Below are 26,066 nucleotides of genomic sequence, written 5' to 3' on the forward strand. Positions count from 1 at the left end.
CTCAGGCGGCGCGGACCGTAGCAAGGAAGCGTTCGACCTCGCGGGCCAGCGATTGCGACCGCTCCTCCAGCATGGTCGCGGCCTGGCTGACCGTACCGGCGACTTCGGCCGAGCGGCTGACGCTGTCCTGCACGCCGGCGATGTCGGTGGAGACTGTCCGCGCCCCGGTCGCGGCCTGCTGAGCGCCCGCGGCGATTTCAGTCGTCGCAGAGCTCTGCTCCTCGACCGCAGCGGACAGGGCTGTCGCGGTGTGGTCGATCTGAGCGATCTGCTCGATCACCTTGCGCGTGGCGGCGACCGCGGCGTCCGACGCCCCGGAGATGTCGCCCAGGCGTGCGGCGATCTGCTCGGTCAGCTTCTGGGTCTGGCCGGCGAGCTGTTTGACCTCCTCGGCCACGACCGCGAAACCCTTGCCGGCCTCTCCGGCGCGCGCAGCCTCGATGGTGGCGTTGAGCGCGAGAAGATTGGTCTGCTCAGCGACGTCGTTGATCGACCGCACGATCTCGTCGACCCCGGCGACCGCGCCTGCGAGCTTGTCCAGGCCTGCTTCGCTGGCCGACGCCTGTTCGCGAGAGGCGCGGGCGGCTTCGGCCGAGCCGGCGACTTGCTGGGCCACCTCGCGGATCGAGGCACTGAGTTCTTCGGACGCCGACGCCATGGCTTCCACGCTGGCGGTGGCCTGTTCAGCCGCGGCGGCGACAGAGCCTGACCGCTCGCCCGCCGCAGCGACGGCGCCGTCGAGTTCGCCCGCCTGGGCTTTGAGGTCCTCTGCAGAGCGGGTGAGGGCCGCGACGACCTCGCCGACTTCACGTTCGAAGGTCGCCGCCATGGCTTCCAGTTCGGCCTTGCGGGTTTCAGCGGCGCGGCGTTCCTGCTCTTCCTGCTCTGTCTTGAGCTGGGCGACCTCTCTCGCATTGTCGCGGAAGACGGCGAGGGCGCGGGCCATCCCGCCGATCTCGTCGCGCCGGGCTTCGCCTTCGATATCAACGTCGAGATCGCCGCCCGCGAGCCGCTGCATCGAACCGGTCATCCGGCTGAGCGCGGCCGGTATGCGCGCCGAGAGGAACCAGGCGATCGCCGCGGCGATAAGAACGGCGACCGCGACGGCGATCAGAAGCGTGCTGCGGGTCGCCGAGGCGACTTCGTCGGCCTGGCCCAGCACGCTGCTTCCGCCAAGACCGTCATTTCCGGACCGAGCGAATCCATTTGCGCCAGAGCCGCGTCACGGGCGCGGGTCTGCTCTAGGACGGTTTCGAAGGCCGAAGCGGCCCGCTCCAAGCGGTCGCGCGCCTCGGTGGTGAGTGCGCGCCGCTGCGGATTCTGCAGGAAAGGCAGAAGCGTATTGAGCGCGTCCAAGGCGCTGGCGAACTCGGTCGCAGCTCGCTCGGCATTCTCGGCCAGCCCGCTCACGGCGTAGCGATCGACATAGAGCCGGCCGAGCAGCAGGCGCTCCTGGGCGCGGCCTGCGTAATAGGCCGCCTCCGCGTCGCCGTCTGCGTAAGCGGTTTCCGAGATTTCGGTCAGGTTCTGCCTTGTCGCGCGGCCCTCGTCATGGACCGTTTCCAGATTGGCCGTCCGGATTGCGGCCGCCTGCCGCGCCTGTGCGAAAGCGGCGGAGTAGTTGTCCGCCAGCGGAAGGATATCGGCGAGGCCGGCTTCGCCTACTTCGCCGGTCAGCTTCCCTACTGCTGTGTCGAAACGCTCGACGAAGACCTCCTCGCCGCGGGAACGCCAGTTAAAACCCGCCAGCCGCGCATCAGCGAGATCGAGCTTTGTAGCGGAGACGAGCCGGCTCTGTGCACCGGTTTCGGTCAGCGCGATCTTGCTCGCATTCATTGCGCCGACGCCCAGCACGCCGGCAGCGCCGATCGCCAGGACAAGGAGTCCGAGCAGGCCGAAGCCTGCGATCAGCTGTGTTCTCACCGTGATGTTCATGATCGTCCCCATGCCTCGGTTCAATGAGCCGGGGGGAGAGAGCGCCAGCGGATATGAATCGAAACCTAACGAAATAGAGCCGTGCATCGCCTGCAATCGAAACCTATAGGGGCCGCCTATATCGCGGAGACAGCGGAGCCTCCTTCCCAGCTTTCAGGACACGGATCATTTGATTTAAATGCATTCACCAAACGAGTTCGGGTATAAAAAAATATTATGCGGATATGCCTTAGCGCATTAACTGGATTTAATTACTCCAGATAGATGCGCCGCAATTGTTCGCTCAGTGAGCGTCCCCGCGCGGCGAGCCGGCGGACCTCGATCTCCGCTTCGGCGCCGCAGCGCGTGTCGCGGCGCTGCTGGGCGCGGAAGCCGTCGTTGAAGGTCTCGATCAGCCGGTCGCGGAACGTGCCGCGGGCGGGCGCTTCGTGCTCGAGCAGTTCGAGCATGGTCTCGCGCCAGGCCTGCGCGTCGCGGCCCTCGCACTTGAAGGCGATGAAGTGCAATTCGCCCATCACGCCGGCCAGCGCCTCGACCGGATAGGTGTCGGAGACGGGCTGGCGGGCCGCGCCGGGCGCAGCGGCGCCGACGGCGAGAACGAGGGCGGCGGCGAGTGAGACGATCGCTTTCATGAAGTCCTGACTAGCGCTGCTTCGCGGCGTCATTTTGACCGAAAATCCGGCGCGCGCCGTCCAGCGCGGTGCGGGTGTCGTCCCAGCTGACCAGCGCGCGCGCCTCCTCGAAGGGGAAAAAGCGGGCCTCCAGCGCGTCGTCGCCGGGGCGCGGCGCGCCTTCGGTCCAGCGCGCGGCGTAATCGATCATGACGAAATGGCCGTGTTCACCAATGGCTTCGAACACGTCGATCAACCCGCAGATCGCCGCTCGCGTTCCGGTTTCCTCGTAAAGCTCGCGCAGCGCGGCGTCCGCGGCGCGCTCGCCCGGTTCGATCCGTCCGCCGGGGATCGACCAGGCGCCTTCGAACGGCGGCTTGCCCCGCCGGACCAGCAGGATCGCGCCGTCGCGCTCGACGACGAGACCGGCGGCCAGAGTGATCGATCCGCTCACGGACTTGACGGGGCGGGGCGGGGGAGGGAGGGAAAGGTCATGTGCGGACGATATGTCATCTCCCTCACGCTCGACCAGCTGGCCGACATCTTCGGGTTCGAGGACCGGCCCAATCTCGCGCCGAACTATAACGCCGCGCCGACGCAGGCGCTGCCGATCGTGCGCCGGGGTCGCGACGGCGAGCCGCGGCTGAGCGAAGTGCGCTGGGGGCTGGTGCCCCACTGGTCGAAGACCGGGCCGGACGGCGCCAAGCCGCTGATCAACGCGCGCGCCGAAACCGCTGCGGAGAAACCCACCTTTCGCACAGCGCTGAAGCGCCGTCGGGCGCTGGTCCCGGCGGACGGGTTCTACGAATGGGAAAAGACTGCAGACGGCAAGCAGCCCCATTTCATCACGCGGACGGACGGTGCGCCCATGGTGTTCGCCGGGCTGTGGGAGCGCTGGGGCGAGGGCGAGGCGAAGATCGACAGCTTCGCGATCCTGACCACCGCGGCCAACGCCGACATCGCCCATCTGCATCATCGCTGCCCGGTGATGATCAGGCCCGAGGACTTCGCGGCCTGGCTCGACCCGGAGGCCGATCCCGCCGCCTTCCTGAGGCCCGAGCCTGACGGCGCGCTCACGGCCCGGCCGGTGAGCAAGCGGGTGAACGCGGTGCGCGAGAACGATCCGGGCCTGCTCGATCCGGCCTAGACCGCGAGCAGCTTGCGCGCCGCTTCGCTGTCTGCGGCGATCTGGGCTTTCAGCGCGTCGAGGCCGTCGAATTTCCGCTCGGGACGCAGGAAGGCGACGAGTTCGGTCTCCAGCGTCTGGCCGTAAAGATCGGCCTCGAAGTCAAACAGATGAACTTCCAGCCGCGCTTCGGTCCCCTCCACGGTCGGACGGCGGCCCAGATTGGCCACGCCTGCGACCAGCCGGCCGTCGGCGAGCCGTGACCTTGTGGCGTATACCCCGAAGGCGGGGCGGACATACTCGCCAAGCGGCACGTTCGCGGTGGGAAAGCCGATCGTGCGGCCCCGCCGGTCGCCCGACTGGACCGCGCCCTCGATCGCGAAGGGCCGGCCCAGCAGCACCGCGGCGCGCTGGGGATCGCCGTCGCGAAGGGCGTTGCGCACGTCGGAGGAGGAGATCTTGCCGTCCGCGCCCTCAGCCTTCACCGCCGGGGCGACGCGCGCCTCGATTCCGTGCGCGGAGCCGATCGTCTTCAGTGCGGCGGCGTTTCCCGCCCGGTCCTTGCCGAAGCAGAAATCCGCGCCCGTGACGACGCCTTTCAGCCCCAGCCCTTCGGCCAGCACCTCGGCGACGAACGCCTCAGGCGTCATGCCCGCCAGCGTGCGGTCGAACACGATGTGATGGACGATCTCAACGCCCTCGGCCTTCAGCGCGCGCACGCGCTGGGCCTCGCTCATCAGGGCGAAGGGCTCGGCGTTCGGCTGGAAAAGCACGCGCGGATGGGGGCTGAAGACCGCTGCGGCAGGCGGGGCGCCGAGATCGGCCGCGAGCGCCTTGGCTTCGGCGATCACGGCGGCGTGGCCGCGATGCACGCCGTCGAAATTGCCCAGCGCCGCGACCGCGCCGCGCGCAGCCTCCGGCAGGCCGGAATGACCGTGAAAGACGCTCATCTCAAGCGGCGGACGCCCTGCGCTTCCTGACGATCACTTCGGCGTCGGCCTCCATGCAGGTCTGCCCGTCCACCTCGCACACGCAGGCGAGCTTCACCCGCCGCGCCTTGATGTCGATGTCGGTGACCGTGGCGCGCGCTCTCACCGTGTCGCCGATCCGCACGGGACGTTCGAACCGCATGGTCATGCCCGCGAACACCGCGCCGGGGCCGGGCAGATGGTTGCCCAGCACGCAGGAGACGTAGCTGGCCACCAGCGCGCCGTGCGCGATCCGGCCGCGGAAGGGCGAGCGCGCGGCGTAGGCCTCGTCCATGTGCAGCGGATTGAAGTCGCCGGACACCTCGGCGAACTTGCGTACGGCGTCTTCGTCGACCAGCCGGGTGATTTCGGCGCTCTGGCCGACCTCCAGCTCGGTGATCGAATAGCCCTCTTTCTCGCTCATGACTCGCGCTCCTGCCGCATCGGCCGCGTGTTTAACCGATTTTTGACCGCGCTTGTCTAGGTTTCCCGAACAGAGAGAGCGAGAAACGCGCTCTCCGGGTGGACGACGGTGGAAACACGGGAGTGGGGTGATATGGCTGTCGAAATGTCGATGCCGATCCTGGTGGTGGACGATTACAAGACCATGGTCCGGATCATCAAGAATCTGCTCAAGCAGATCGGGTTTGAAAACGTGGACGAAGCCTCGGACGGCACCGAGGCCTTCGAACTGATGAAGAAGAAGAAGTACGGTCTGGTCATCTCCGACTGGAACATGGAGCCGATGACCGGCTACGAGCTTCTGCAGCGCGTGCGTGCGGACGAGACGACGAAGTCCACGCCCTTCATCATGGTCACGGCGGAATCCAAGACCGAAAACGTCATCGCGGCGAAAAAGGCGGGCGTGAACAACTACATCGTCAAGCCGTTCAACGCCGGCACGCTGAAAGCCAAGATGACCGCCGTCATCGGCGATTTCTAGATTTCAGGCTCGCCGGCGCGCCCTGCGCGCCGACCGTTCGAGCCGATACGCAATCTGAGGGAAGGAAGCCGCTATGCCTGCCGCAGAAGTAGCAGCGCGCGTGCGCGAAAGCCTCCAGTCGGTGAAAGCCGCCGACCTGAAGGACGCCCAGCTGATCGAGGTGCTTCGCCTCGCCCAGCAACTGACCGACACCATGCAGCTCTTCTTCGGGTCGCTCGACCGGTCGATCCATGAAGAGTTCAACGCCATCGCGGCCTATATCGCCCGGACCCGGGACGAGATCGCCCAGCTGCGCCCCAACGACATCAAGGAGCAGCGCATCCCCGTCGCCGGCGCCGAACTCGAGGCGGTCGTCACCGACACCGAGAAGGCGACCGAAGCGATCATGAGCGAGGCCGAGAGCCTGATGGCCGCCGAGCCGACCGATCTGGACGCCTACAAGGCCCAGGTCGACGAGGCGATGTGCCGGATCATCGAGAACTGCTCGTTCCAGGATCTCGCCGGCCAGCGCGTCTCCAAGGTCGTCAATTCGCTCAAGCACGTCGAAAGCCGGGTCGCCCGCTTCGCCGCGACCATGGGCGTCCGCGACGCGGAGATGACCGAGGAGGAGCGCGCCGACGCCGAACGGAAGAAGGCGCTTCACCTGAACGGTCCGGCCATGGGCGGGCCTGAAACCAAGCAGGACGCGGTCGATGATCTGATGGCCATGGACCAGGACGCGATCGACGCGCTCTTCGACTAGGCCTCCCAACGTCAGACACAAAAAAGCCCTTCCGGCGCTGGCCGGAAGGGCTTTTTCGTGGAGGTCCGCGCCGTCAGGCGGCGCGGATGCCCTTGAGGAATTCGGCGACGCCGGAGCGCAGCTCCTCGGCCTTCTTGCCCAGATCCTCGGAGGCCTGCACCACGGAATTGGCGGACTCGCTGGTCTCCTGGGCGCCGGCCTGAACCTCGCTGATAGTGCGCGAGACCGAGGCCGCGCTTTCGGCGGTCTGGCCGGTGTTGCGGCTGATCTCGGCGGTGGCCGCGTTCTGCTCCTCGACCGCGGCGGAAATCGAGGCGGACAGCGCGTTCAGCTGCTCGACCGAGCCTGCGACCTCGTCGATCGCCTTCACCGCTTCCTCGACCACGGACTGGACCTCGCCGATCTGCGCGCCGATCTCCTCGGTCGCCTTGGCGGTCTGTCCGGCGAGGGTCTTCACCTCGCTGGCCACCACCGCGAAGCCCTTGCCCGCTTCGCCGGCGCGCGCGGCTTCGATCGTGGCGTTGAGCGCGAGAAGATTGGTCTGCTCGGCCACGGTCTCGATGAGCGTGACGATCTCGCCGATCTTCTTGGCGGCCGCTTCCAGCCGGGACATCGTCTCGGCGGTCTTGCGCGCGCGCGCCGTGGCGCCGGCGCTGGTGTCCGCCGCTTCGCCGGCGCGCTGGGCGATCTCGCCGATGGCGCTGGTGAGCTGGGCGGCGGCCGTGGCGACGGCGTTGGCGGTCGCGGTGGCTTCTTCAGCGGCGGCGGCCACCGAAGAGGCGCGTTCACTGGTGCCGTCGGCGGTCTGGTTCATCGCCCGGGCCGAGCCGCCCATTTCCTGCGACGCCGCGGCGAGCGCGGAGACCACGCCGGCGATCTTCTGTTCGAACTCGGCGGCCATGGCCTCGCGCTCTTCGGTCTTCTTCTTCGCCGCGCAGGCGTCGATCGTGGACATCACCAGATCGACGTCCAGGAAGGCGGCCTTGTTCACCGCGTCGAGATCGGCTTCGAGATCGGCCGAGCCGGCGCCGCGGCCGAAGCCGAAGCGGCCCGAGCCGCCATGACGCTTCGCCATGGCCTTGAGCAGGCCGCCGACGAGCTTGGCGTAGCCGCCGAAATACCAGTTCGGTTTCAGGCCGAGCCGGGCGTGCGCCTCGCCGATGCGGCGGACGCTGTCGAGATACTCATGGTCGAACTTGGCGTCGCAGATGCGCAGCCAGTGATCGAGCTGCTTGATTCGGGCGTGCTCGCGCATTTTCGGGGTGCGGAACATCTCGTCGACTTCGGGGTGCTTGGCGATGTCGGCGTAGAACCGGTCCAGAATCGCGGGCAGCACCTCGGCCACCAGCGGTTTGAGCGCGCGCAGGCGTTTTCGGTCCGCCTCGCCCAGCTCCAGAAATTCGAACCGCTCGTGAAGCGTTTCCCCCGACATGGCCCTGTCCTTTCCCGAAAGACGCACGAAGTGTGCGGGAATTGTGAGCAGGTTCGTCGAACGCAGTTAATCAATCCTGACGCATGAGTGCGTTCCGATGAAAAAGGGCGCGCCGTCGCCGGCGCGCCCTCGCAGTCTCGGATCTGATCGCCGATCAGGCGGCGCGGATGCGCTCAAGGAAGCCTTTGACGTCCTCGCGCAGCCTGCGGGCTTCCCCGCCCAGACGGTCGGCGGCGCCCACCACGTCGGCTGCTGCGGCGCTGGTCTCCTGCGCGCCGGTCAGCACGTGGGTGATGGTCTCGCTGACCGAGCCGGCGCTGGCGGCGGTCTGGTCGGTGTTGCGGCTGATCTCCGAGGTCGCCGCGTTCTGCTCCTCGACCGCCGCGGAGATCGAGGCGGACACCCCGTTCACCCGGTCCACGCTCCGGGCCACCGCGTCGATCGCCTTGACCGCCTCGGCGACGACCGACTGCACCGCGCCGATCTGGGCGCTGATCTCCTCGGTGGCTTTGGCGGTCTGACCGGCGAGCGATTTCACTTCGCTGGCGACGACCGCGAAACCCTTGCCAGCCTCACCGGCGCGCGCGGCCTCGATCGTGGCGTTCAGGGCCAGCAGGTTCGTCTGCTCGGCGACGTTCTCGATCAGGGTGACGATCTCGCCGATCTTGTTCGCCGCATCCGACAGCGCGGCCATGGTCTCGCCCGTGCGCTGGGCCTCGCGCGCGGCTTCGGTGGACGTGCTCGCCGCTTCGCCTGCGCTGCGGGCGATCTCCTGGATGGCGCGGGTCAGCTCCGCCGCGGCCCCGGCGACCGACTGCGCGGTCGCTGTGGCTTCCTCGGCGGCGGCGGCCACGGTGGAGGCGCGATCGGTGGACTGGTCGGCCGCACCGGCCATGGTGCGCGCGCTGCCCGAAAGCGCCTCGGAGCTTTCCGCAATGGTGTCCGCGATCGCAGCGATGCGGGTCTCGAACTCGCCGGCGAGCGCGTCGAAGGTCTTCATGCGCTCGTCCTGCTGGTGCTTGTAGATGACGGTCATCACCATCTCCATGTCCAGCATGACGGTCTTGACCAGCACCGAGACGCGTTCGCGGGCGTCCTCGGCCTTGGCCCGCCAGCCGCCGAAAAAGCCCGACTTGGTCCGCTGGGTGTCGAGCACGGCGGTGATCAGCCCCATGAGAAGGAAGTTGTAGGCGCCGAAATACCATTGCGGGTCGAGCTTCATGTTCGCGTGCGTCGTGCCGACCCGGATCACGGAGGCGGCGTAATCGTCGTCGAACTTCGCCTCGACGATGCGCTTCCAGTGCAGAAGCTGCTTTTCCTTGGCGTGATCGACATACTCCGCACCGCCGAACATGGCGTAGACCTCGGGCCAGTCCTTCAGATGCGCGTAGAATTCGTCGAGAATGGCGGGGAAGCGGTCCTCGATCACCGGCTTGAGGTCGCGCAGAAGCGCCCGGTCGCGCTCGCCGACATTCATGAAGGCGAGGCGGGTCTTGAAGTCGATGTCGGTCACGGAAGGGTCCCCCAAAGCAAATAAGGTTCTCAGGGTTTCTCATCGGCCGAACGCGGTTAACGCATGATTGAATTAAGACATTCGTCTCAGTCCTGCGCGCTTCGGTCGCGGCGGGCGGCGCGCAGATAGGGCAGGGCGGTCCACACCGTGAGGACGGCCAGGAACCAGACCGCGCCGACCCAGGGATAGAACCAGACCGCGACGTCGCGCAGGCCGGCGATCACCAGCACGAAGGGCGCGGCGACGATCACCATCTGGATCGCGGTCTTCGTCTTGGCTTCGGCGCTGACCGACAGGCTGCCGCCCGAGGGCTGGCGCAGGCGCAGCCCGGTCACCACCATGTCGCGGATCACCACGATCGCCACCGGCACGGTGAGCCAGGGATCGAAGGCGCTGATCACCGCGTAGGCGATGAGATACGGCCCGACGAGCAGCTTGTCGGCGATCGGGTCGAGCAGGGCGCCGAGCGGGCTGACCACGCCCATCCGCCGCGCGAGCCAGCCGTCGAGCCAGTCGCTCGCCGCAGCGACGACGAACAGCACGCCTGAGGCCAGACCATAGGCGACCGCCTCGCTCTCCACCGACGCGCTCGCGCTCATCAGAAGCAGCCATGCGCCCACAGGCCCGGCGAGGGCGCGGAAGATCGAGACGGCGTTCGGCAGGTGATTCAGCATCAGCGGGTCCAAAGGGTCAGCAGTTTAGGTCCGAGAGGATGAGTAAGCCATTCGTTGGTGGAGAGGGCGCCCCCACCCTCCTCTTTGAGCGACAGATTCTACCAGCCTAACGCGTAATGCCCGAAAAGGAGGGCGTTATGCTTCGAGACTCGACCACTGCGGCTGCAATCTTTTTTTGCCTCAGCCTCGTGCTCACAGGCTGCGGAGGGGGCGGCGGATCGCAAACTCCCCCGCCAGCTCCACCACCTCCGCCGCCACCTCCACCTCCGCCGCCGGTGACGGATTTCGTGGCGCTCGCGCGGACATTCCCGGAAATGCCGAAAGAGATTTCAGAGTTGCTGGCGATTTCCCCGAGCGCGACCGGCACGTTCGGGTCAGGGCTGCCCCTCGACGATCTTGAGTACACGATCTACGACACCGACTACATGGAGGGTGAGACGCATGGGTACGACACATTCATGCCGGTCGATCCCGCCGATGAGTATCCTGGCGCCGCTCGGATCAACATTATCCGGACGGTCAACAACACCGATCTCGACAGCCGCTACAGCGGCGCGCGCGGCGACCGGATCATTCTGGGCGTCGATGAGAAACCGCACCCGTTCTTCGTCTCGCCCGATGACGGCGAGGACAACGACTACGCTGTGGTGTCGAATTTCGACTACGAGAACGGCGCGATCCAGTTGCGCGGAACCGCGTCGGACTACGAGCTGATTTTCTGCGACGAGGTTGCCGACGGGTGCCGTTCAGGCGGCTACTACCTCTTCTATACCGGCTTCGAAGCGCCAGACCTCGTGGCGTTCGTCTTTCCGTGTGACGATCTGGCGGATACGATTTCCGGCGCACCCCCGAATAATCCGGATGCGATGTGCAATGCGTCCGGTGAGCTGAGCCTTGCCGACCCAAACCAGTTCCTTTTCGCCGAGCCGATTGAGGACGAACCGACTATCGACAGAACCAGATTGAGCGGCTTTCAGTTCGGTGGGGATGGCAAAGACATCGTGGGCGGTTTCACGCTTGATGCGGCCGGCAATGTCTATGCGTTCGGCATGAGCGACAGCAATCTCGACGGAGGTGTTCGCAGCGACAATGAAGTGTTCATCTCTCGGTTTGCGCCCGACGGGACTGAGCGTTGGGTCACAGAGCTGCCTTTGCCTGACGGCAGCCTGATCTGGGACGCGGTCGCGGACGACACGTACCTTTACGCCGCAGGCCGGACCCTCGGTGCGTTGGACGGATTCACCAATGCCGGGCGGTGGGACGGCATCTTGTTGAAGCTGCGCCTCGACACCGGCGAGATTGTCGCGACCGACCAGTTCGGCAATGAAGGGCTGGACGGGTACGGGCAGATCGTCCTCGACGATGACGGCAATCTGTATGTCTCGGCCCAGGGCAGCCGACCGGGTGAGTCCGGGACCGACCCGTATCATCTTGTCGCGAAACACCGCCAGTCCGACCTGTCGAATGTCTGGCGCAGGATCGAGGCTCCCGAAGTGGGCGCGGACCGCGTCGTCGTATCCGAGGCATGGGGCGGCCTCAGCTACATACCCGGAGCAACGCCGGGTGACGGGACGCTGGTCGCGGCCGGATGGTATTTCACCAACGGCGGCTCTAACGCCTGGATCGAGGCGCTGGCCGATCTCAACACAGCCACGCCGATCCGGATCGCCTCCAATGTGGTCGCAAGCGATGGGGTGGAGGCCGACTGGCTGCTGGACCATGCAGTGGCCGCAGACGGGTCCGTATACGCGGTCGGATTCACCACCGGCGATCTCGACGGCACACAGATCGGGCGTGGAGATGGGATCGTGATACGATACGACTCTTCCCTCGCCAATCCGACTGTCCGGCAAATCGGCACTCAATTCTCCGATGCGTTCCGCAATATCGAGATTTCGCCTGACGGCCGGATATTCGCTCTCGGCTACACCTACGGCGACTTCGAGGGCCTTCAGAATGAAAACCCGGATCGCACCACCGCAGATGTACTCGTGGTCGAGCTTTCCCCCGATCTCGACGTGATCGGCTCGTTTCAGTTCGGGACCAGAGGTGAAGACCGGGGCTACCTCCGCCTCTTCGGTGACGAAGTCGCAGTCGGCGGCATGACGGAGATGGCTCTTGCTGGCGAGAACAACGGATCGTTCGACGGGTACGTCGTGCGAATCCCGATGGCCGAGTTCTAAAGACCTTCGTTGATTCGCGAGGGCTGGCGCGAGGATGATCTTCGCCCCATCGGGCTTACACCGTTCAGAGGATCGCGAACCATGGGGAGGCACGCCCTGCCTTTCGACGGGGAAAGAGCCGGCCCGCTCTCACTCGTGGAAATGGTCGTAGATCTTCTTCGCCAGCGCTTTGGACACGCCTTCGACCTTTTCAAGGTCGGCGAGATCGGCGCGGCTGACCGCGCGCGCCGAGCCGAAATGCTTCAACAGCGCGCTCTTGCGCGAGGCGCCGACGCCGGTGATGTCGTCGAGCGGGTTTTCCCGGATCTGTTTTGAGCGCTTGGCCCTGTGGCCGGTGATGGCGAAGCGGTGCGCCTCGTCGCGGATGCGCTGCAGATAGTAGAGCACCGGATCGTTCATCGGCAGGCGGATCGGCGGCTTGCAGTCCATGTAGAAGACCTCGCGGCCGGCGTCGCGGTCAGGCCCCTTGGCGACCGAGGCGACGGGCACGTCGTCCACGCCCAGCTCCGCCATGACCTCCATGACTGCGGACAGCTGGCCCTTGCCGCCGTCGATAAGGACGAGATCGGGGACCGGCGCGCCCTCGTCGCGCTCTTTCTGAAGCCGGGTGAAGCGGCGGCGGATCATCGCCTGCATCATGGCGAAGTCGTCGTTGGTGGCCGCGTCGTCGCCCTTCATGTTGAACTTGCGGTAGCTCGACTTCTCAAAGCCTTCCGGCCCGGCGACGATCATCGCGCCCAGCGCGTTCGAGCCCTGGATGTGGGAGTTGTCGTATACCTCGATCCGCTCGGGCCGAGCGTCGAGATCGAACACTTTCGCCACCCCGTCCAGAAGCTTCGCCTGGCTCGCGCTTTCGGCCAGCGTGCGGCCCAGCGCCTCGCGGGCGTTGCGGTGGGCGGCTTCGACAAGGGCTTTCCTCGGGCCGCGCACGGGCTTTCTGATCTCCACCTGCCGGCCGGCGCGCAGGGAGAGGGCTTCTGCGAGCAGGGCGGACTGGTCGGGCTCCTCGCTGACCAGGATCTGCGCGGGCGCGGGCTTGTCGTCATAGAACTGGGCGAGGAAGGCGGCGAGGATTTCGGCCGGTTCGGTGTCCGCCTCGTGCTTGGGATAGAAGGCGCGATTGCCCCAGTTCTGCCCGGCGCGGAAGAAGAAGACCTGAACGCAGGTCTTGCCGCCTTCCTGATGGATGGCCACCACGTCGGCCTCTTCCACGCCCTCGGGATTGATCCCCTGCTGGGTGGTCACCGCGGCGATGGCGCGGATGCGGTCGCGCAGCTTCGCAGCCTTCTCGAAATCGAGCGCTTCGCTGGCGGCCTGCATCTCCGCCTGCAGCCGTTCGCGCAGCGCGTTGGATTTGCCGCGCAGGAAGTCCGTCGCCTCGCCCACCAGCTCGGCGTAGGCCGCCTCGTCGACGTAATCCACGCACGGCGCCGCGCAGCGCTTGATCTGGTAGAGCATGCAGGGCCGCGTCCGGCTGTCGTAGACGCTGTCGGTGCAGGTGCGCAAAAGGAACGCCTTCTGCAGGGTGTTCAGCGTGTGATTGACCGCATAGGCGCTGGCGAACGGGCCGAAATACTCCCCTTTGGTGCGCCGCGCGCCGCGGTGTTTGAGAAGCTGCGGCGCGCCGTGATCGGTGCGGATGAGGATGTAGGGGAAGGACTTGTCGTCGCGCAAAAGCACGTTGAAGCGCGGCTTCAGGCGCTTGATGAGATTGGCCTCGAGCAGCAGGGCCTCGGTCTCGGTCCGCGTGAGCACGAACTCCATCGACCGGGTCAGCGAGATCATCAGCGCGATGCGGTTGGTATGACCGCCCGACTTGGCGTAGTTCGCCACCCGGTTCTTCAGCCGCCGCGCCTTGCCGACGTAAAGCACCTCGCCGGCCTCGTCGTACATGCGGTAGACCCCCGGACCCGTGGGCAGGGTCTTCACATAGTCGGCGATGATCTCCGGCCCCGAGCGATTATCCTTCGGCCAGGCCTTCGGACCGGCGTCGGTCTTCGCATCGAGCGGCGGGGTTTCGGGGCGGTCGGCTTTGGCCATGACGCCAATCTAGGCGGGGAGAGGCGAGTCGTCAGCGTTCGCGCTGCGCCTACCGCCAGCGCTCCAGGCTCACGCCGACGCTTTCGGCGTCTTCGAGCGCGGCGAGCTTGTCGATGCTCAGCGCCAGCCGCGTGATGCGCGGATCGGCGAACATCACGTCGGCGATCTCCTGGGCGAGATCTTCGAGCAGGTCGTGGTGCTTGGCTCCCACGATGCGGCGCACGGTCTCGGCCAGGGCCGCATAGTTCACCGCTTCGCCCAGCGCGCCCGAGGGCGCAGCGGCTTCTGCGGCGACGTCGGCTTCCAGATCGATGCGGATCGGCTGGGTGCGGCCGTATTCGCTGTCATAGACGCCCACCTCGGCGTCCAGGCGCAGACCGCGCACGCGAACGCTGACCCGCTCGCCGGCGTGGGCGGGGCGGGGGGCGGCGGCTTCGGCGCGCACGGCGTCGAGTTTCATCGCGGAAGGCCTTCTTTCTCTCCGACTTCGAAGCATATAAGCCGGTTCAGCCCGGCGCGAAACCGGCCGGGCGCCCAAAGGGAGGCGAGCCATGCAGGCGATCAGGGGCGCAGCGCTGGTCACGGGCGGCGCGAAACGGATCGGCCGCGCCTTCATCGAGGCGCTCGCCGCGGACGGACACCCGGTGGCGATCCACTACAACACCTCTTCACACGAAGCCGACGCGCTGGCCGAAGCGGTGCGGGCGGCGGGCGGCACGGCCGTCACGCTGGGCGCGGATCTGTCGGACGCAGAGGCCGCCGCGAGCCTGCCGGCCCGCGCGCGCGAGGCGCTGGGGCCGCTCTCGGTGCTGGTGAACTCCGCCTCGATCTTCGAGGACGACACGCTGGAGACGGTGGGCGCGGAGAGCTTCCGCCGGCACATGGACGCCAACACGCTGGCGCCGGCGCTGCTGACCCAGGGCTTCGCGCAAGCGCCCGGCGAGAACGCGCTGGTGGTCAATCTGCTGGACTACAAGCTTTTCAACATCAACGCGGATTTCTTCTCGTACACGCTCAGCAAGGCGGCGCTGAAGGCGATGACCGAGATGCTGGCGCGCAGCCTGGCGCCGAAAGTGCGCGTCAACGCCATCGCGCCGGGGCTGACGCTGCCCAGCCCCTATCACTCGGAGGCCGAGTTCGAGGCGCGCCACGACGACAACCCGCTTCAGAAAGGCCCGACGACCGACGATCTGGTGCGCGCGCTGCGCTTTTTCAGGGACACACCTTCAGTGTCGGGCCAGATCGTCTGCGTGGACGGCGGCCAGCATTTCGATCCGCGCCTGACCAAAGACGTGTTCGGCGCGATCTAGAGGTCTGCTGCGTCGAGCTCGCGGAAAAGCCGTTCGCAAGCAAGCAGATCACGCTTTTTGTTCGCCGCCGCCTGGGCCGCTTCGGCGTCCTCGCCCCAGCGTTCGATCTGGTGGTCTTCCTCGAGGCGGGACGCCGCCCACACGGTTTCACCGTCCGATTCGCCCTCTAAAAGCGCAAACGCGAGCACCGCGCTCGACAGGATCGGCGCGGCGCTGACGAGCCCGGTGAGCCTGAGATCGTCCAGGGCCAGCGCGCGCTTGCGCATGGCGTCGAGCGAAGCTTCGGGCTGATTGAGCGGTGCGATCGTGACGGCGGCCTTCAGCGGCGCGTCCAGCGCTGTCTCGGACCAGCGCAGATAGGGGTCCCAGACTTCAGCCTGCCTGGCGGCGAGCTGAGGATCGTCGGAGCGGTGGGAGACGAGATCGGTCGAGGCGAACTTGGCGATCTCCGCCGCCGCGCCTTCGCGCGCGGCCGCCATCGCGTCCAGCGCCACATGCACCAGCCGGGTCAGCGGCATGGTGAAGGGGTTGATATGCTCGCCCTGCGCCTCCCATTCGGCCGCGACCGCCATGGCGAGCCCTTCTACGGGCAGAGCGAGCACCTGTTTGGCGGGGGTCTTCACCGGCCGGCCGTCGAGCAGCACCCGCCAGCCGCCGTCTTCCAGCGCGATCCCCGCCTGCTTGTAGAAGCGCCGGGGAAGCGGGCGGTTCTCCGCCTTCGCCTTGGACATGCTCATGCGGTCTCGTCCTTTTTCGCAGCCCCAGGCTCGAACGCGTCGAGCGCGGCGTTCAGATCGTCGAACGCGTGGTGGACGTCGTGCGCCCCGCCCTCGAGGATCTCGTCGGGCGTGTGAAAGCCCCAGCTGACCCCTGCGGCGTGGACCTTCGCGTTGCGGGCCATTTTCATGTCCCAGCTGGTGTCGCCGATCATCACCGTGTCTTCGGCGCGCGCGCCGGTTTCGGCCAGCGCGTCCTCGATCATGCGCGGATGGGGTTTGCCCGGCCCGCCGTCCACGGTCTGGAAGCTCTGGAAATACCGGTGCAGGCCGTGATGGGTGAAGACGATGTCGAGCCCGCGCCGCGCCTTGCCGGTGGCGACCGCCAGAAGCCAGCCCGCATCGGCCAGCCGCTCCACCGTTTCGCGGGCGCCGTCATAGAGGGGTTCATGAAAGCCGGTTTCCGAGCGCATCTCCACGAAGGCCTGCTTGTAGAACATGGCGAGTTCTGCGGTGCGCTGCGCGCCGTAATCTTCAGGGGCCAGCCGGCCCACCGCTTCGGTCAGCTCGAGCCCGACGATCGTCCGCGTGCGGTCGTACGCGATCCCGCCCAGGCCGGCGCGGCGGAAGGCGCGGTCCATCGCCTCGGCGATCACCTTGCGGGAATCCACCAGCGTGCCGTCCACGTCGAACACGGCGAGCTTCAGGCCGCTCATGCCGGCACCACGTCGAACGGCGCGGTCATGCGCGTTTCGCCCGGCTCGATCGGCACGGTCCCGTGCCACATATAGGATGGAAACAGCACCAGCATGCCCGGCTGGGGCCGGACGATCTTGCCGGCCTCGAGCTGTTTCGGGCGAGTGGTGAAGGAGGGCTCGCCGAACTTGATGCAGCCGCCCAGCCGGTCGCTCTTCAGCGTCTTCTCAGGCACGTCGACATAGTAGGCCGAGCTGATCCAGCCGGCCGGGTGGAAGTGATTGACGTGGCGGCCGCCGCCGAAAAGCTGCACCGACCAGCATCCGGAGAGCTTGAACGCGCCCGTGTTCCGGCTGGTCAGGAGATGATCGGGATCCCGGCCCATCGCCTCGATATAGGCGGCGATCGGGGTCCTGAGCGCTTCGAGATAGGCCTGCACGACCGGCGAAGGGTCGCTCAGAAGGCTCCTCGGCGTCTGCCGGCCGGCGCGCAGGGACTGATTGAACGGCTCCGCAGCCATGAAATGGCGCTCGGCCAGAACCTCGCGCAGCGCCTCGTTCAGCGCCGCGCCGGACTTGAAGCCGCCCGCCGCCGGAAGCTCGTAGGGAACGACGAAGCGGTCATAGTCCTCGAGCGCATCGGCGCGGGCGTCGCCCTGCAGGCGCCACAGCGTGATCTGATAGGCGACCCAGCCCTGATTGAGCGGCAGGCGCTCGCGATTGACCGCGATCACGCGCTCGGCGGCGTCGAGATCGCCAGCCATCAGCGCGGCGACGGCGAACCCGGTCGCCACCCCCTGATCGTTCGGATCGGCCTCATAGGCGATCCGCGAATCCGCCAGCGCCCCGTCGACATCGCCGATCGCCTGGCGAAGCTTGGCGCGCAGGCTTAAAAGCCCGCCCGCCTCAAAGGCGTTCGCCGGCAGCCGGTCGAGCAGCGTCAATGCGTCCGCCTCCCGGTCGATCTGGGCCAGGCAATCGGCCGCCATCGCCACGAGGCCGGGCTTGCCGGTGTCGGCGACCGCAGCGATCAGCGCGTCGAAAGCCTCCTCGCGTCCGGCCACCCAGAGACCCTGGGCGAGGTCGCGCAGGCGGCGCGGATCGCCGGACTGGTCGTACAGGCGGCGGAAATCGGCCAGCGCAGCGTCCTGCCGGGCGTTGAAAAGCCGGGCGCGCGCGATCGCGGCTTCGGCCTGCACGTCCCGCCCGCGCTCGGCGAAACAGGTCTCCGCCTCTTCGATCCTGCCGAGCCCGCCCAGCACGTCGATCAGCCCCGAAGCGGCGGCCTGATCCTCCGGCGCGAGACGCAGCGCCTCGCGATAGCATTCGGCGGCGCGCTCGGGCGCCTGGGCGGCCTGATGCGCCCGGCCCGCAATTGTCCAGCCGCGCGCCGGGATCTCGCCGCCCGCCGACAACAATTCGTCGGCCGCGCTTTGGGCCAGATGGGGAAGGTCGGCCGACAGAAGGGCGCCGATCTGGGCGATCTTGTACTCTATCTTCGCCGGTTGCGCCTTGAACGCGTCGGCCCAGCGCGCCGCCGCCTCCCAGAACCGTCCGCTCGACGAGAGCAGATTCGCGTAATTGTTAAGGATGTCGCCGTCGCCCGGCGACAGCCGCAGCGCGTGCCTGAACCACCCTTCCGAACCGGCCGCATCGCCATACTTACGAGACACCAGCGCCTGCAGGTGGGCCGCGTTGACGTCCCTGGGAGCCTGGTCGTGAAGCGCGTTCAGCGCTGTCTGGGCCGCGTCGAGCTCGCCGCGGCGATAGGCGGCGAACGCGCGCTGAATGAGTTCGGCGGAGGCCGTCATTCCAGCGCCTCCTCGACCAGGGTGAGATCGTCTGACGGGTTGAAGCCCAGCGCGGCGAAGGTCTCGTCCATGTGACGCGGCAGGTCCGCTTCGAGCACCAGCGGCGGCTTGCCTGCGCGGGGGATCTCGATCTTGCGCGCGTGCAGGTGCAGCCGGTGCGACAGGCCCTCGGGCACGGGGATCTCGCAGGTGTATTTGCCGTCGCCCAGGATCGCATGGCCGGTCGCGGCCATGTGGACCCTGAGCTGGTGGGTGCGCCCGGTCTCGGGCCGCAGCACCACCCAGCTCGCCTTGCGCCCGGCGTTGTCGGCGACGGCGTAGCGGGTGATCGCGTGCTGGGCGCCCTCCTCGCCGTGGCGGGCGGCGACCATCTGTTCGCGATCGCCGTCAGGGCCGGCGGCCTTCTTCATGAAGCCCTTCACCTCGCCGGCCTTGGGCGCGAGCAGGCCAAGAACGACCGCCCAATAGGTCTTCTTCACGTCGCGGGTCTGAAACAGCCGCGACAGGCGCTTGGCGGCCTGAGCGGTCTTGGCGACCACCAGAACCCCGGAGGTGTCCTTGTCCAGGCGATGGACCAGGCGCGGCTTCTGATCGCCCTTGCCGAAGGCTTCGAGCAGCCGGTCGACATGGCGCGTGGTCTTCGAGCCGCCCTGCACGGCGAGGCCGTGGGGCTTGTCCAGCGCGATGATCTCCTTGTCCTCGTAGATCACCAGCGAGCGCGCGAACGCGGCGTCCTCCCGGCTCAGCGGCGGGCTTTCCTTCACCGCGTCGGGCTCGGGCAAGGGCGGCACGCGGACCTGCTGGCCCTGTTCGAGGCGCTGGTTTCCCTTCGCCCGGCCGCCGTCGACGCGGATCTGGCCCTTGCGCAGCAGCTTCTCGACCATGCCGTGGGGCACGTGGGGAAAGCGCTTCCTGAACCAGCGGTCCAGACGCATCTCCGCCTCGTCGGCGGTCACCGGAAGTGTCTGAACCCCGCTCATGAACCGAACGCTCTCCTTGCGATCAAAAGGCCTGCGATCACCGCGGCGACCGACAGCGCGACGGTGCCGGCCGCATAGCCCAGCGCGATCAGATAAGCCTTGCGCTCGAGGAAGAGAACCACGTCCAGTGAAAACGCGCTCATCGTCGTGAACGCGCCCAGGAAGCCCACGCCCAGCGCGAACCTGAGCTCGGTCGCGTCGGACCGCCCTGAAAGCGCAAGCCAGCCGACCAGCAGCCCGATCGCGAGGCTCCCCGCGACGTTCACGATCAGCGTGCCCCAGGGATAGTCGGGACCGATCAGGCGCAGCGCGCCCTGATTGACCAGATGGCGCGCCACCGCGCCCAGCGCGCCTCCCAGACCGATGAAAAGTAGATGCTGCATCAAACAGGGGGGTAGGCCGGTGTGCCGGGCGACGCAAGCCGTGAGGACTGGGGCACAGTTTCGGGCTCGACATGGAGCGGTCCGCCCCGCTTCGGCGTTGCCACGGCGAGCTGAAGGAGGGATCGCTCCCCATGTTCACCGTCGCCGACATCGTTTCGCTGCGCATCCTCTACCTCGCCGCCGTCATCGGCGCAGGCGGGGCGGGCGCCGTGACCCTGTTCGCACCGAAGCTGGCCGATCAGCGCCTGTTCTTTGGCGCAATGAAGATCGACGCCTACACGCGCATGATCGGGGCGTTCTGGCTGGGGCTGGGCGTGGTCGCCGCGATCGGCCTCGTCCACCCGCGCGAGATGACCGCCGTGCTGCTGGTGCAGATGATCTACAAGGCGATCTGGCTGGCCGCAGGCGCCGCGCCGGCGCTGATCTCTGGCAAGCGCGACACCGGGCTCTTGCTGCTCACGGTGCTCTATATCGTCTGGGCGCTGGGGATCCTGCTGCTGTTCCCGTTCGCGGCGGTGTTCGGGGCCTAGCGCCCCCGCCGCTTGTCCCTCAGCGCCCGCCAGCGGTCGAGGCGCTCCTTGAGCTGGGCTTCGCGGCCGCCGTCTTTCGGCTCGTAGAAGACCGGGCGTTCGGTCATTTCGTCGGGGAAATAGTCCTGACCGGAGACGCCGCCCTCGGCGTCGTGGTCGTACTCGTAGCCCTTGCCGTAGCCTTCGGACTTCATGAGCTTGGTGGGCGCGTTCAGGATGTGCTTGGGCGGGCTGAGCGAGCCGGTCGCCTTGGCGGTGCGCAGCGCGCCCTTCCAGGCCTTGTAGACCGCGTTCGATTTCGGTGCGCAGGCGAGATGGACCACCGCCTGGGCCAGCGCCAGCTCGCCCTCGGGGCTGCCCAGAAAGTCATAGACGTCCTTGGCCGCCAGCGCGGCGTGCACGGCGCCGGGATCGGCCAGGCCGATGTCTTCATTGGCCATGCGCACGATGCGGCGGGCGAGATAGAGCGGGTCCTCGCCCGCGCTGAGCATGCGCGCCAGCCAGTAGAGCGCGGCGTCCGGGTCCGAGCCGCGCACGCTCTTATGTAGTGCGCTGATGAGATTGTAATGCTCCTCGCGGTCCTTGTCGTAGACCGGCGCGCGGCGCTGCAGGGCGCTTGCGAGATCGGCGAGGGCGAGGGGCCGTTCAGGATCGAGATTGAAGACTTCTTCGGCGAGGTTCAGACAGTAACGCCCGTCGCCGTCGGCCATCGCGGTCAGCGCCTCGCGCGCATCAGGCGTCAGCGGCAGATCCCGGCCTTCCAGCGCTTCGGCGCGGGCGAGCAGTTTTTCCAGCGCCTCGGCGTCGAGCCGCTTGAGCACCAGCACCTGACAGCGCGACAGAAGCGCGGCGTTGAGCTCGAAGCTCGGGTTCTCCGTCGTCGCGCCCACCAGCGTGACGATCCCTTCCTCGACCACCGGCAGGAAGCCGTCCTGCTGGGCCCGGTTGAAGCGGTGGATCTCGTCGACGAACAGAAGCGTGCCCTTGCCCGACGCGCGGCGGGCGCGCGCCCGGTCGAACGCTTTTTTCAGGTCCGCGACCCCGGAGAACACCGCGCTGATCGCGTCGAACTCCAGCCCTGCGGCGTCCGACAGAAGCCGGGCGATGGTCGTCTTGCCCACGCCCGGCGGGCCCCACAGGATGATCGAGGAGAGCCGGTTCTTCGCCAGCATCCGCCCCAGCGGGCCTTCCGCGCCGATCAGGTGATCCTGACCCACGACCTCCTCGAGCGTTCGCGGCCGCAGCCGGTCGGCGAGCGGGCGCGGGGCCGTGTCTTCAAGGCCGGCGGAGGCGAACAGGTCGGTCATGGCCTGCACAATGCCACGCCGGGCCCGCGGGTGAAGAGGGGGTTTCACCGTCCTGGCTGGCGTGAAGGAGACTGGAAGGCGTAAGCTCCCGCCCCGGGAGGACGCGCCATGACCGGAAAACCGAGCCCGCTCGTGCCCTATCTGTCCGTGCGCGGCGGCGCCGAGGCGATCGAATTCTACAAGACAGCCTTCGATGCGGAAGTGTTCGACACCTATGAATACGAAGGCAAGATCGGCCACGCCGCGCTTAAGATAAACGGCGCGGCGCTCTATCTCGCCGATGAGTTTCCAGAGCACGAGACGATGACGGGCAATGTCGCTCCGCCCACGCTGGACGGCCGGACGACCTTCACCGTCAACCTCAATGTCGACGACGCGGACGCCTGGTTCGACCGGGCGGTGAAGGCGGGCTGCACGCCGATCCGCGAGGTGACCGAGGAGTTCTTCGGCCGGCACGGCAAGCTGCGCGATCCGTTCGGCCATGTCTGGTCGATCGTCGCGCAGAAACCGCGCGGCTGAAGCCTTTTTAAGCGAAAGTGATCGCCCGGGTTTCGCGGTTCGAGAAGGCGCGGAGCTAGCCGCCTTTGACGCCCAGCCGCTCGCCGGCGAGCATCACCGCTCCGAGCACGCCCGCGATCACCGCGGCGTAGCCGAACCAGGGCTCCCAGCCGCGCCAGAAGGTCAACGCCAGAACGCCGATCCCGATCAGGACGGGCAGGGCGAACAGCGCGACATCGCGCGGGCCGATCGGCTTTTTGTCTTCGGTGTCGCTCATCGTCGCCCTCGCTGTCAGCGGCGCGGTTCTCTTTCGCGCGCGAACGCCTTATATGGCGCGGCTCGCACGAAAGATGCAAACATGGCTGACCTCACGCTCGAAATCTCGAAGGACTTCGCCTTCGACGCCGCCCATCATTTCGGCCACAAGGACGCGGACCATCCGTTCTCGCGCCTGCACGGCCATTCGTTTCAGGGCACGGTGACGCTGACCGGATCGCGGTCGAGCGAGAGCGGCATGGTGCGCGATTTCTGGGAGATCGATCAGGAGCTGCAGAAGCTGCGCGACCAGCTCGACCACCGCCTCCTGAACGACATCGAGGGGCTGGAGAACCCCTCGCTGGAAAACATCGCGGCCTGGGTGTTCGACAGGCTCGATCCGGTGCTGCCCGGCCTGGTCAGCGTGGAGATCCGCCGGCCCAGCTGGGGCGAGAAGGCGGTCGTGCGCCGCTAGCATCGTCAACGGCGGGTTCACCGCAGCGCACGCGGCGGTTTGCCCGGCGCTGCGAACCGGTGCTAGCAAGGCGCGTCCACTCGTGTTTCACGCCCTGGAGCGCCCCTGATGAAAGCCGTTCTCGAACAACTTCAAGCCAAGCGCGAAGCCGCGCGCATGGGCGGGGGCGAAGCCCGCATCAAGGCGCAGCACGAAAAGGGCAAGCTGACCGCGCGCGAACGCCTCGAAGTCCTGCTCGACGAGGGCAGCTTTGAAGAGTTCGACATGTTCGTCGAACACGACTGCACCGAGTTCGGCATGGCCGACAAGAAAATCCCCGGCGACGGGGTGGTGACCGGCTCAGGCACGATCAACGGCCGCCTGGTCTACGTGTTCGCCAAGGACTTCACCGTGTTCGGCGGCTCGCTCTCGCTCGCCCACGCGAAGAAGATCTGCAAGGTGCAGGACGCCGCGCTTCGGAACGGCGCGCCGATCATCGGCCTGTTCGACGCGGGCGGCGCGCGCATCCAGGAGGGCGTGGACGCGCTGGGCGGCTATGCAGAGATCTTCCAGAGAAACGTGCTCGCCTCCGGCGTCATCCCGCAGATCAGCGTGATCATGGGCCCGTGCGCGGGCGGCGACGTCTACTCCCCGGCGATGACCGACTTCATCTTCATGGTGAAGGATACGAGCTACATGTACGTGACCGGCCCGGACGTGGTGAAAACCGTCACCAACGAGGTCGTCACCCATGAAGAGCTGGGCGGCGCCAGCGTGCACGCGAAGAAGTCCGGCGTCGCCGACGCCGCGTTCGAAAACGACATCGAGGCGCTGATCCAGGTGCGCCGGATGATCGACTTCCTGCCGCTGAACAACCGCCAGAAGCCGCCCGTGCGGCAGACTTTCGACGATCCGCGCCGGTCCGAGCCCAGCCTGGACACGCTGGTCCCGCCCAACCCCAACAAGCCCTACGACATCAAGGAGCTGATCGAGAAGGTCGCTGACGAGGGCGATTTCTACGAGATCGCGCCGGACTACGCGCCCAACATCGTGGTGGGTCTGGGCCGGCTCGAAGGTCAGACCGTCGGCTTCGTCGCCAACCAGCCCATGTCGCTGGCCGGCGTTCTGGACATCGACGCCTCGAAAAAGGGCGCGCGATTTGTCCGCTTCTGCGACTGTTTCGAAATCCCGATCGTCACCTTCGTGGACGTGCCGGGCTTCTTGCCCGGCACCAAGCAGGAATACGGCGGGCTCATCAAGCACGGCGCGAAACTGCTCTTCGCCTACGCCGAAGCCACCGTGCCCAAGCTCACCGTCATCACCCGCAAGGCCTATGGCGGCGCCTACGACGTGATGGCGTCAAAGCACCTGCGCGGCGACGTGAACTACGCCTGGCCGACCGCCGAGATCGCCGTGATGGGCGCAAAAGGCGCCGCGGAAATCATCCACCGCAAGGATCTCGGCGACGCCGAAAAGATGGCCGCCCACACGAAAGAATACGAAGACCGCTTCGCCAACCCGTTCGTGGCGGCCTCACGCGGGTATCTGGATGATGTTATACAACCTCACGGGACGCGGTGGAGGCTGATCCGCGCGCTCAGGACGCTGCGCGAGAAAAAGCTCAGCAATCCGTGGAAGAAGCACGATAATATTCCGCTTTAACGGCGGCCGCCTTGCCCGACGATCCCCTGGGTCCCCGCGTTTGCGGGGATGACGAGGGGGACAGGGCGCGCCTGCATCGGCTGAACTCGCCGCAGGTTTCCCAATATCGTCATCCCCGCGAAAGCGGGGACCCAGTCCGGCGGCGCCGCAGTGCGAACGCTCAGAGCAGTTCCTCATACAGATCCCGCCATTGCGGGTTCTGCGCCTCGATGAGCTGGAGCTTCCACGCGCGTTTCCATTTCTTGATCGCCTTTTCGCGGGCGATCGCGGCGGTCATGTCGTCATGGATTTCGTGCCAGACGAGCCGGGTGACGGCGTACTTGCGCACGAAGGCCGACCCGATCCCGTTCTTATGGTCCCAGACGCGGCGCGCCAGATTGCTGGTTACGCCGACATACAGCGTGCCGTTCCGCCGGCTCGCCATGATGTAGACGCAAGGGATCCAGAATTCGCTCATGAGGGGAATGTGCGGGAGCCGCCGTTTCGGAGCAACCCGCAGCCGGGCGGTGCCCGACGATCCCCTGGGTCCCCGCGTTCGCGGGGATGACGGGGGGCGGGCAAACATCAGGGAGGACCGAGCGCTGCGCCCTGCCTCAATAATGATACCGGCACTGCGCCACCTGCACGCGCGCTACGCCGCCTGCCTCCACCACCCGGTAGACGAGCCTGTGTTCGCCGTCGATGCGGCGGGACCACCAGCCGGAGAGGTCGCCTTTGAGCGGTTCGGGTTTGCCGATCCCGTCGAACGGCGCGCGGCGGACGTCTTCGATCAGCTTGACGATTCGGCGGGCCGTTCTGGGATCGCGCTGGACGAACCAGGCGAGGTCGTCGAGCGCCTGCGCGGTGAATTCGACGTTCACTTCGCCGCGCCGAGCAGCGCCTCGAGATCGGACTGGGTCAGCGCGCGCACTTCGCCGGCGTCGGCCGCCGCCACGCTTTCACGCAGGCGCTTCGCGTTCGCCGGGCTGGACAGAAGGTGCTGGGTCTCCTGAAGGGAGTCCCATTCCGACAGCGACACCATCACCACTGGCTCGGCCCCGCGCCGGGTGATCACGGCGGGCGCGCGATCGGCGGTGACCTGATCCATCAGCGCTTTCAGCTTCGCGCGCGCTTCGGAGAAAGAGAGGATGGTGGGCTTGTTCATGCAGCGTATTGTACAGCGCCTTGTACGCCTCGCCAACGTGTACGGTCCGCCGCTCCGGCGGCCGCCTTGCCCGACGATCCTCTGGGTCCCTGCTTTCGCAGGGATGACGAGGTTGAGAGGGCGCGCCTGCATCGGCTGAACTCGCCGCAGGCTT

At 67.0% G+C, this 26,066-nt stretch carries 30 protein-coding genes; 9 read left to right on the forward strand and 21 right to left on the reverse strand.

Annotated features, from left to right (window positions below):
* Position 1: 1 nt before the first annotated feature.
* The 4 genes from ABL308_09665 to ABL308_09680 all read right to left on the reverse strand — a co-directional run bounded on the left by ABL308_09665 (position 2) and on the right by ABL308_09680 (position 3,000).
* Entirely contained in the window at positions 2 to 1,162 is a 1,161-nt protein-coding gene (locus ABL308_09665; protein XBQ15223.1) for a HAMP domain-containing methyl-accepting chemotaxis protein, read from the reverse strand.
* The gene (locus ABL308_09670) at positions 1,111 to 1,935 is read right to left on the reverse strand and encodes a hypothetical protein (protein ID XBQ15224.1); all 825 of its coding nucleotides are present in this window, start codon (positions 1,933 to 1,935) and stop codon (positions 1,111 to 1,113) included. Before ABL308_09670 ends, ABL308_09665 begins: the two co-directional genes overlap by 52 nt.
* A 251-nt stretch (positions 1,936 to 2,186) precedes the next feature.
* Positions 2,187 to 2,567: a TIGR02301 family protein gene (locus ABL308_09675; protein ID XBQ15225.1), complete on the reverse strand. Its 381-nt coding sequence runs from the start codon at positions 2,565 to 2,567 to the stop codon at positions 2,187 to 2,189.
* 10 nt (positions 2,568 to 2,577) lie between these two features.
* Entirely contained in the window at positions 2,578 to 3,000 is a 423-nt protein-coding gene (locus tag ABL308_09680) for an NUDIX hydrolase (GenBank protein ID XBQ15226.1), read from the reverse strand.
* Between the two features lie 39 nt (positions 3,001 to 3,039).
* On the opposite strand from ABL308_09680, the gene ABL308_09685 reads away from it, so the two are divergent.
* Positions 3,040 to 3,693, forward strand: a complete 654-nt coding sequence (locus tag ABL308_09685) for an SOS response-associated peptidase (GenBank protein ID XBQ15227.1) — start codon at positions 3,040 to 3,042, stop codon at positions 3,691 to 3,693.
* Here the strand turns inward: ABL308_09685 and ABL308_09690 are convergent.
* Positions 3,690 to 4,622 (reverse strand): bifunctional riboflavin kinase/FAD synthetase, encoded by a 933-nt coding sequence (locus ABL308_09690; GenBank protein XBQ15228.1) that lies wholly within the window; start codon positions 4,620 to 4,622, stop codon positions 3,690 to 3,692. The two genes, ABL308_09685 and ABL308_09690, sit on opposite strands and share 4 nt — an antisense overlap.
* 1 nt (position 4,623) lies before the next feature.
* Complete coding sequence (locus tag ABL308_09695) at positions 4,624 to 5,064, reverse strand: MaoC family dehydratase (protein XBQ15229.1); 441 nt, start codon at positions 5,062 to 5,064, stop codon at positions 4,624 to 4,626.
* A 132-nt stretch (positions 5,065 to 5,196) separates the two neighbouring features.
* Here ABL308_09695 and ABL308_09700 point away from each other — a divergent pair, with 132 nt between their 5' ends.
* Both ABL308_09700 and ABL308_09705 read left to right on the forward strand, forming a co-directional pair.
* Complete coding sequence (locus ABL308_09700) at positions 5,197 to 5,583, forward strand: response regulator (protein XBQ15230.1); 387 nt, start codon at positions 5,197 to 5,199, stop codon at positions 5,581 to 5,583.
* 100 nt (positions 5,584 to 5,683) lie between these two features.
* A complete protein-coding gene (locus ABL308_09705; GenBank protein ID XBQ15231.1) occupies positions 5,684 to 6,325 on the forward strand; it encodes a protein phosphatase CheZ in 642 nt (213 codons plus the stop codon).
* Positions 6,326 to 6,398: 73 nt separating this feature from the next.
* Here ABL308_09705 and ABL308_09710 read toward each other — a convergent pair whose 3' ends face one another.
* The 3 genes from ABL308_09710 to pgsA all read right to left on the reverse strand — a co-directional run bounded on the left by ABL308_09710 (position 6,399) and on the right by pgsA (position 9,944).
* Complete coding sequence (locus tag ABL308_09710) at positions 6,399 to 7,757, reverse strand: globin-coupled sensor protein (GenBank protein ID XBQ15232.1); 1,359 nt, start codon at positions 7,755 to 7,757, stop codon at positions 6,399 to 6,401.
* A gap of 154 nt (positions 7,758 to 7,911) precedes the next feature.
* Entirely contained in the window at positions 7,912 to 9,270 is a 1,359-nt protein-coding gene (locus tag ABL308_09715) for a globin-coupled sensor protein (protein ID XBQ15233.1), read from the reverse strand.
* Between the two features lie 86 nt (positions 9,271 to 9,356).
* Positions 9,357 to 9,944 carry a CDP-diacylglycerol--glycerol-3-phosphate 3-phosphatidyltransferase gene (pgsA, locus tag ABL308_09720; protein ID XBQ15234.1) on the reverse strand — a complete coding sequence of 196 codons (588 nt, stop codon included), beginning with the start codon at positions 9,942 to 9,944 and terminating at the stop codon, positions 9,357 to 9,359.
* 287 nt (positions 9,945 to 10,231) lie between these two features.
* On the opposite strand from pgsA, the gene ABL308_09725 reads away from it, so the two are divergent.
* A complete protein-coding gene (locus ABL308_09725) occupies positions 10,232 to 12,127 on the forward strand; it encodes a hypothetical protein (protein ID XBQ15235.1) in 1,896 nt (631 codons plus the stop codon).
* Between the two features lie 129 nt (positions 12,128 to 12,256).
* Here ABL308_09725 and uvrC read toward each other — a convergent pair whose 3' ends face one another.
* Both uvrC and folB read right to left on the reverse strand, forming a co-directional pair.
* Positions 12,257 to 14,167 (reverse strand): excinuclease ABC subunit UvrC, encoded by a 1,911-nt coding sequence (gene uvrC, locus ABL308_09730; protein XBQ15236.1) that lies wholly within the window; start codon positions 14,165 to 14,167, stop codon positions 12,257 to 12,259.
* A gap of 49 nt (positions 14,168 to 14,216) precedes the next feature.
* Positions 14,217 to 14,627: a dihydroneopterin aldolase gene (gene folB / locus ABL308_09735; GenBank protein ID XBQ15237.1), complete on the reverse strand. Its 411-nt coding sequence runs from the start codon at positions 14,625 to 14,627 to the stop codon at positions 14,217 to 14,219.
* A gap of 91 nt (positions 14,628 to 14,718) precedes the next feature.
* Between folB and ABL308_09740 the strand changes: the two genes are divergently transcribed.
* Positions 14,719 to 15,477, forward strand: a complete 759-nt coding sequence (locus tag ABL308_09740; protein ID XBQ15238.1) for an SDR family oxidoreductase — start codon at positions 14,719 to 14,721, stop codon at positions 15,475 to 15,477.
* Here the strand turns inward: ABL308_09740 and ABL308_09745 are convergent.
* From ABL308_09745 to crcB, 5 genes are read right to left on the reverse strand one after another with little or no spacing between them, the layout of a single operon-like run.
* Positions 15,474 to 16,214, reverse strand: a complete 741-nt coding sequence (locus tag ABL308_09745; protein ID XBQ15239.1) for an ATP12 family protein — start codon at positions 16,212 to 16,214, stop codon at positions 15,474 to 15,476. The two genes, ABL308_09740 and ABL308_09745, sit on opposite strands and share 4 nt — an antisense overlap.
* Positions 16,211 to 16,909, reverse strand: coding sequence for an HAD-IA family hydrolase (locus tag ABL308_09750; protein XBQ15240.1), 699 nt, complete (start codon positions 16,907 to 16,909; stop codon positions 16,211 to 16,213). Before ABL308_09750 ends, ABL308_09745 begins: the two co-directional genes overlap by 4 nt.
* Positions 16,906 to 18,699, reverse strand: coding sequence for a putative 2OG-Fe(II) oxygenase (locus ABL308_09755; GenBank protein XBQ15241.1), 1,794 nt, complete (start codon positions 18,697 to 18,699; stop codon positions 16,906 to 16,908). The genes ABL308_09750 and ABL308_09755 overlap by 4 nt, the downstream gene beginning before the upstream one ends.
* Entirely contained in the window at positions 18,696 to 19,679 is a 984-nt protein-coding gene (locus ABL308_09760; protein XBQ15242.1) for an RluA family pseudouridine synthase, read from the reverse strand. The genes ABL308_09755 and ABL308_09760 overlap by 4 nt, the downstream gene beginning before the upstream one ends.
* Positions 19,676 to 20,062, reverse strand: coding sequence for a fluoride efflux transporter CrcB (crcB, locus tag ABL308_09765; protein ID XBQ15243.1), 387 nt, complete (start codon positions 20,060 to 20,062; stop codon positions 19,676 to 19,678). The genes ABL308_09760 and crcB overlap by 4 nt, the downstream gene beginning before the upstream one ends.
* A 131-nt stretch (positions 20,063 to 20,193) precedes the next feature.
* Here crcB and ABL308_09770 point away from each other — a divergent pair, with 131 nt between their 5' ends.
* Positions 20,194 to 20,592: a hypothetical protein gene (locus tag ABL308_09770; protein XBQ15244.1), complete on the forward strand. Its 399-nt coding sequence runs from the start codon at positions 20,194 to 20,196 to the stop codon at positions 20,590 to 20,592.
* Here the strand turns inward: ABL308_09770 and ABL308_09775 are convergent.
* Positions 20,589 to 21,899 carry a replication-associated recombination protein A gene (locus tag ABL308_09775; protein ID XBQ15245.1) on the reverse strand — a complete coding sequence of 437 codons (1,311 nt, stop codon included), beginning with the start codon at positions 21,897 to 21,899 and terminating at the stop codon, positions 20,589 to 20,591. The two genes, ABL308_09770 and ABL308_09775, sit on opposite strands and share 4 nt — an antisense overlap.
* A gap of 108 nt (positions 21,900 to 22,007) precedes the next feature.
* Here ABL308_09775 and ABL308_09780 point away from each other — a divergent pair, with 108 nt between their 5' ends.
* Positions 22,008 to 22,418, forward strand: a complete 411-nt coding sequence (locus ABL308_09780) for a glyoxalase/bleomycin resistance/extradiol dioxygenase family protein (GenBank protein XBQ15246.1) — start codon at positions 22,008 to 22,010, stop codon at positions 22,416 to 22,418.
* 55 nt (positions 22,419 to 22,473) lie between these two features.
* On the opposite strand, the gene ABL308_09785 is transcribed toward ABL308_09780, so the two are convergent.
* Positions 22,474 to 22,674, reverse strand: a complete 201-nt coding sequence (locus tag ABL308_09785) for a hypothetical protein (protein ID XBQ15247.1) — start codon at positions 22,672 to 22,674, stop codon at positions 22,474 to 22,476.
* A gap of 81 nt (positions 22,675 to 22,755) precedes the next feature.
* Here ABL308_09785 and ABL308_09790 point away from each other — a divergent pair, with 81 nt between their 5' ends.
* Both ABL308_09790 and ABL308_09795 read left to right on the forward strand, forming a co-directional pair.
* Entirely contained in the window at positions 22,756 to 23,127 is a 372-nt protein-coding gene (locus tag ABL308_09790; protein ID XBQ15248.1) for a 6-carboxytetrahydropterin synthase, read from the forward strand.
* Between the two features lie 108 nt (positions 23,128 to 23,235).
* Positions 23,236 to 24,768, forward strand: a complete 1,533-nt coding sequence (locus ABL308_09795) for an acyl-CoA carboxylase subunit beta (protein XBQ15249.1) — start codon at positions 23,236 to 23,238, stop codon at positions 24,766 to 24,768.
* A gap of 160 nt (positions 24,769 to 24,928) precedes the next feature.
* Here the strand turns inward: ABL308_09795 and ABL308_09800 are convergent, their stop codons facing one another.
* The 3 genes from ABL308_09800 to ABL308_09810 form a co-directional block, all read right to left on the reverse strand.
* Entirely contained in the window at positions 24,929 to 25,225 is a 297-nt protein-coding gene (locus ABL308_09800; protein XBQ15250.1) for a GIY-YIG nuclease family protein, read from the reverse strand.
* Between the two features lie 136 nt (positions 25,226 to 25,361).
* Positions 25,362 to 25,628, reverse strand: coding sequence for a Txe/YoeB family addiction module toxin (locus ABL308_09805; protein XBQ15251.1), 267 nt, complete (start codon positions 25,626 to 25,628; stop codon positions 25,362 to 25,364).
* Positions 25,625 to 25,912: a type II toxin-antitoxin system prevent-host-death family antitoxin gene (locus ABL308_09810; GenBank protein ID XBQ15252.1), complete on the reverse strand. Its 288-nt coding sequence runs from the start codon at positions 25,910 to 25,912 to the stop codon at positions 25,625 to 25,627. Before ABL308_09810 ends, ABL308_09805 begins: the two co-directional genes overlap by 4 nt.
* Positions 25,913 to 26,066 lie beyond the last annotated feature (154 nt).

The organism is Oceanicaulis sp. (assembly GCA_040112665.1).
Lineage (GTDB): Bacteria > Pseudomonadota > Alphaproteobacteria > Caulobacterales > Maricaulaceae > Oceanicaulis.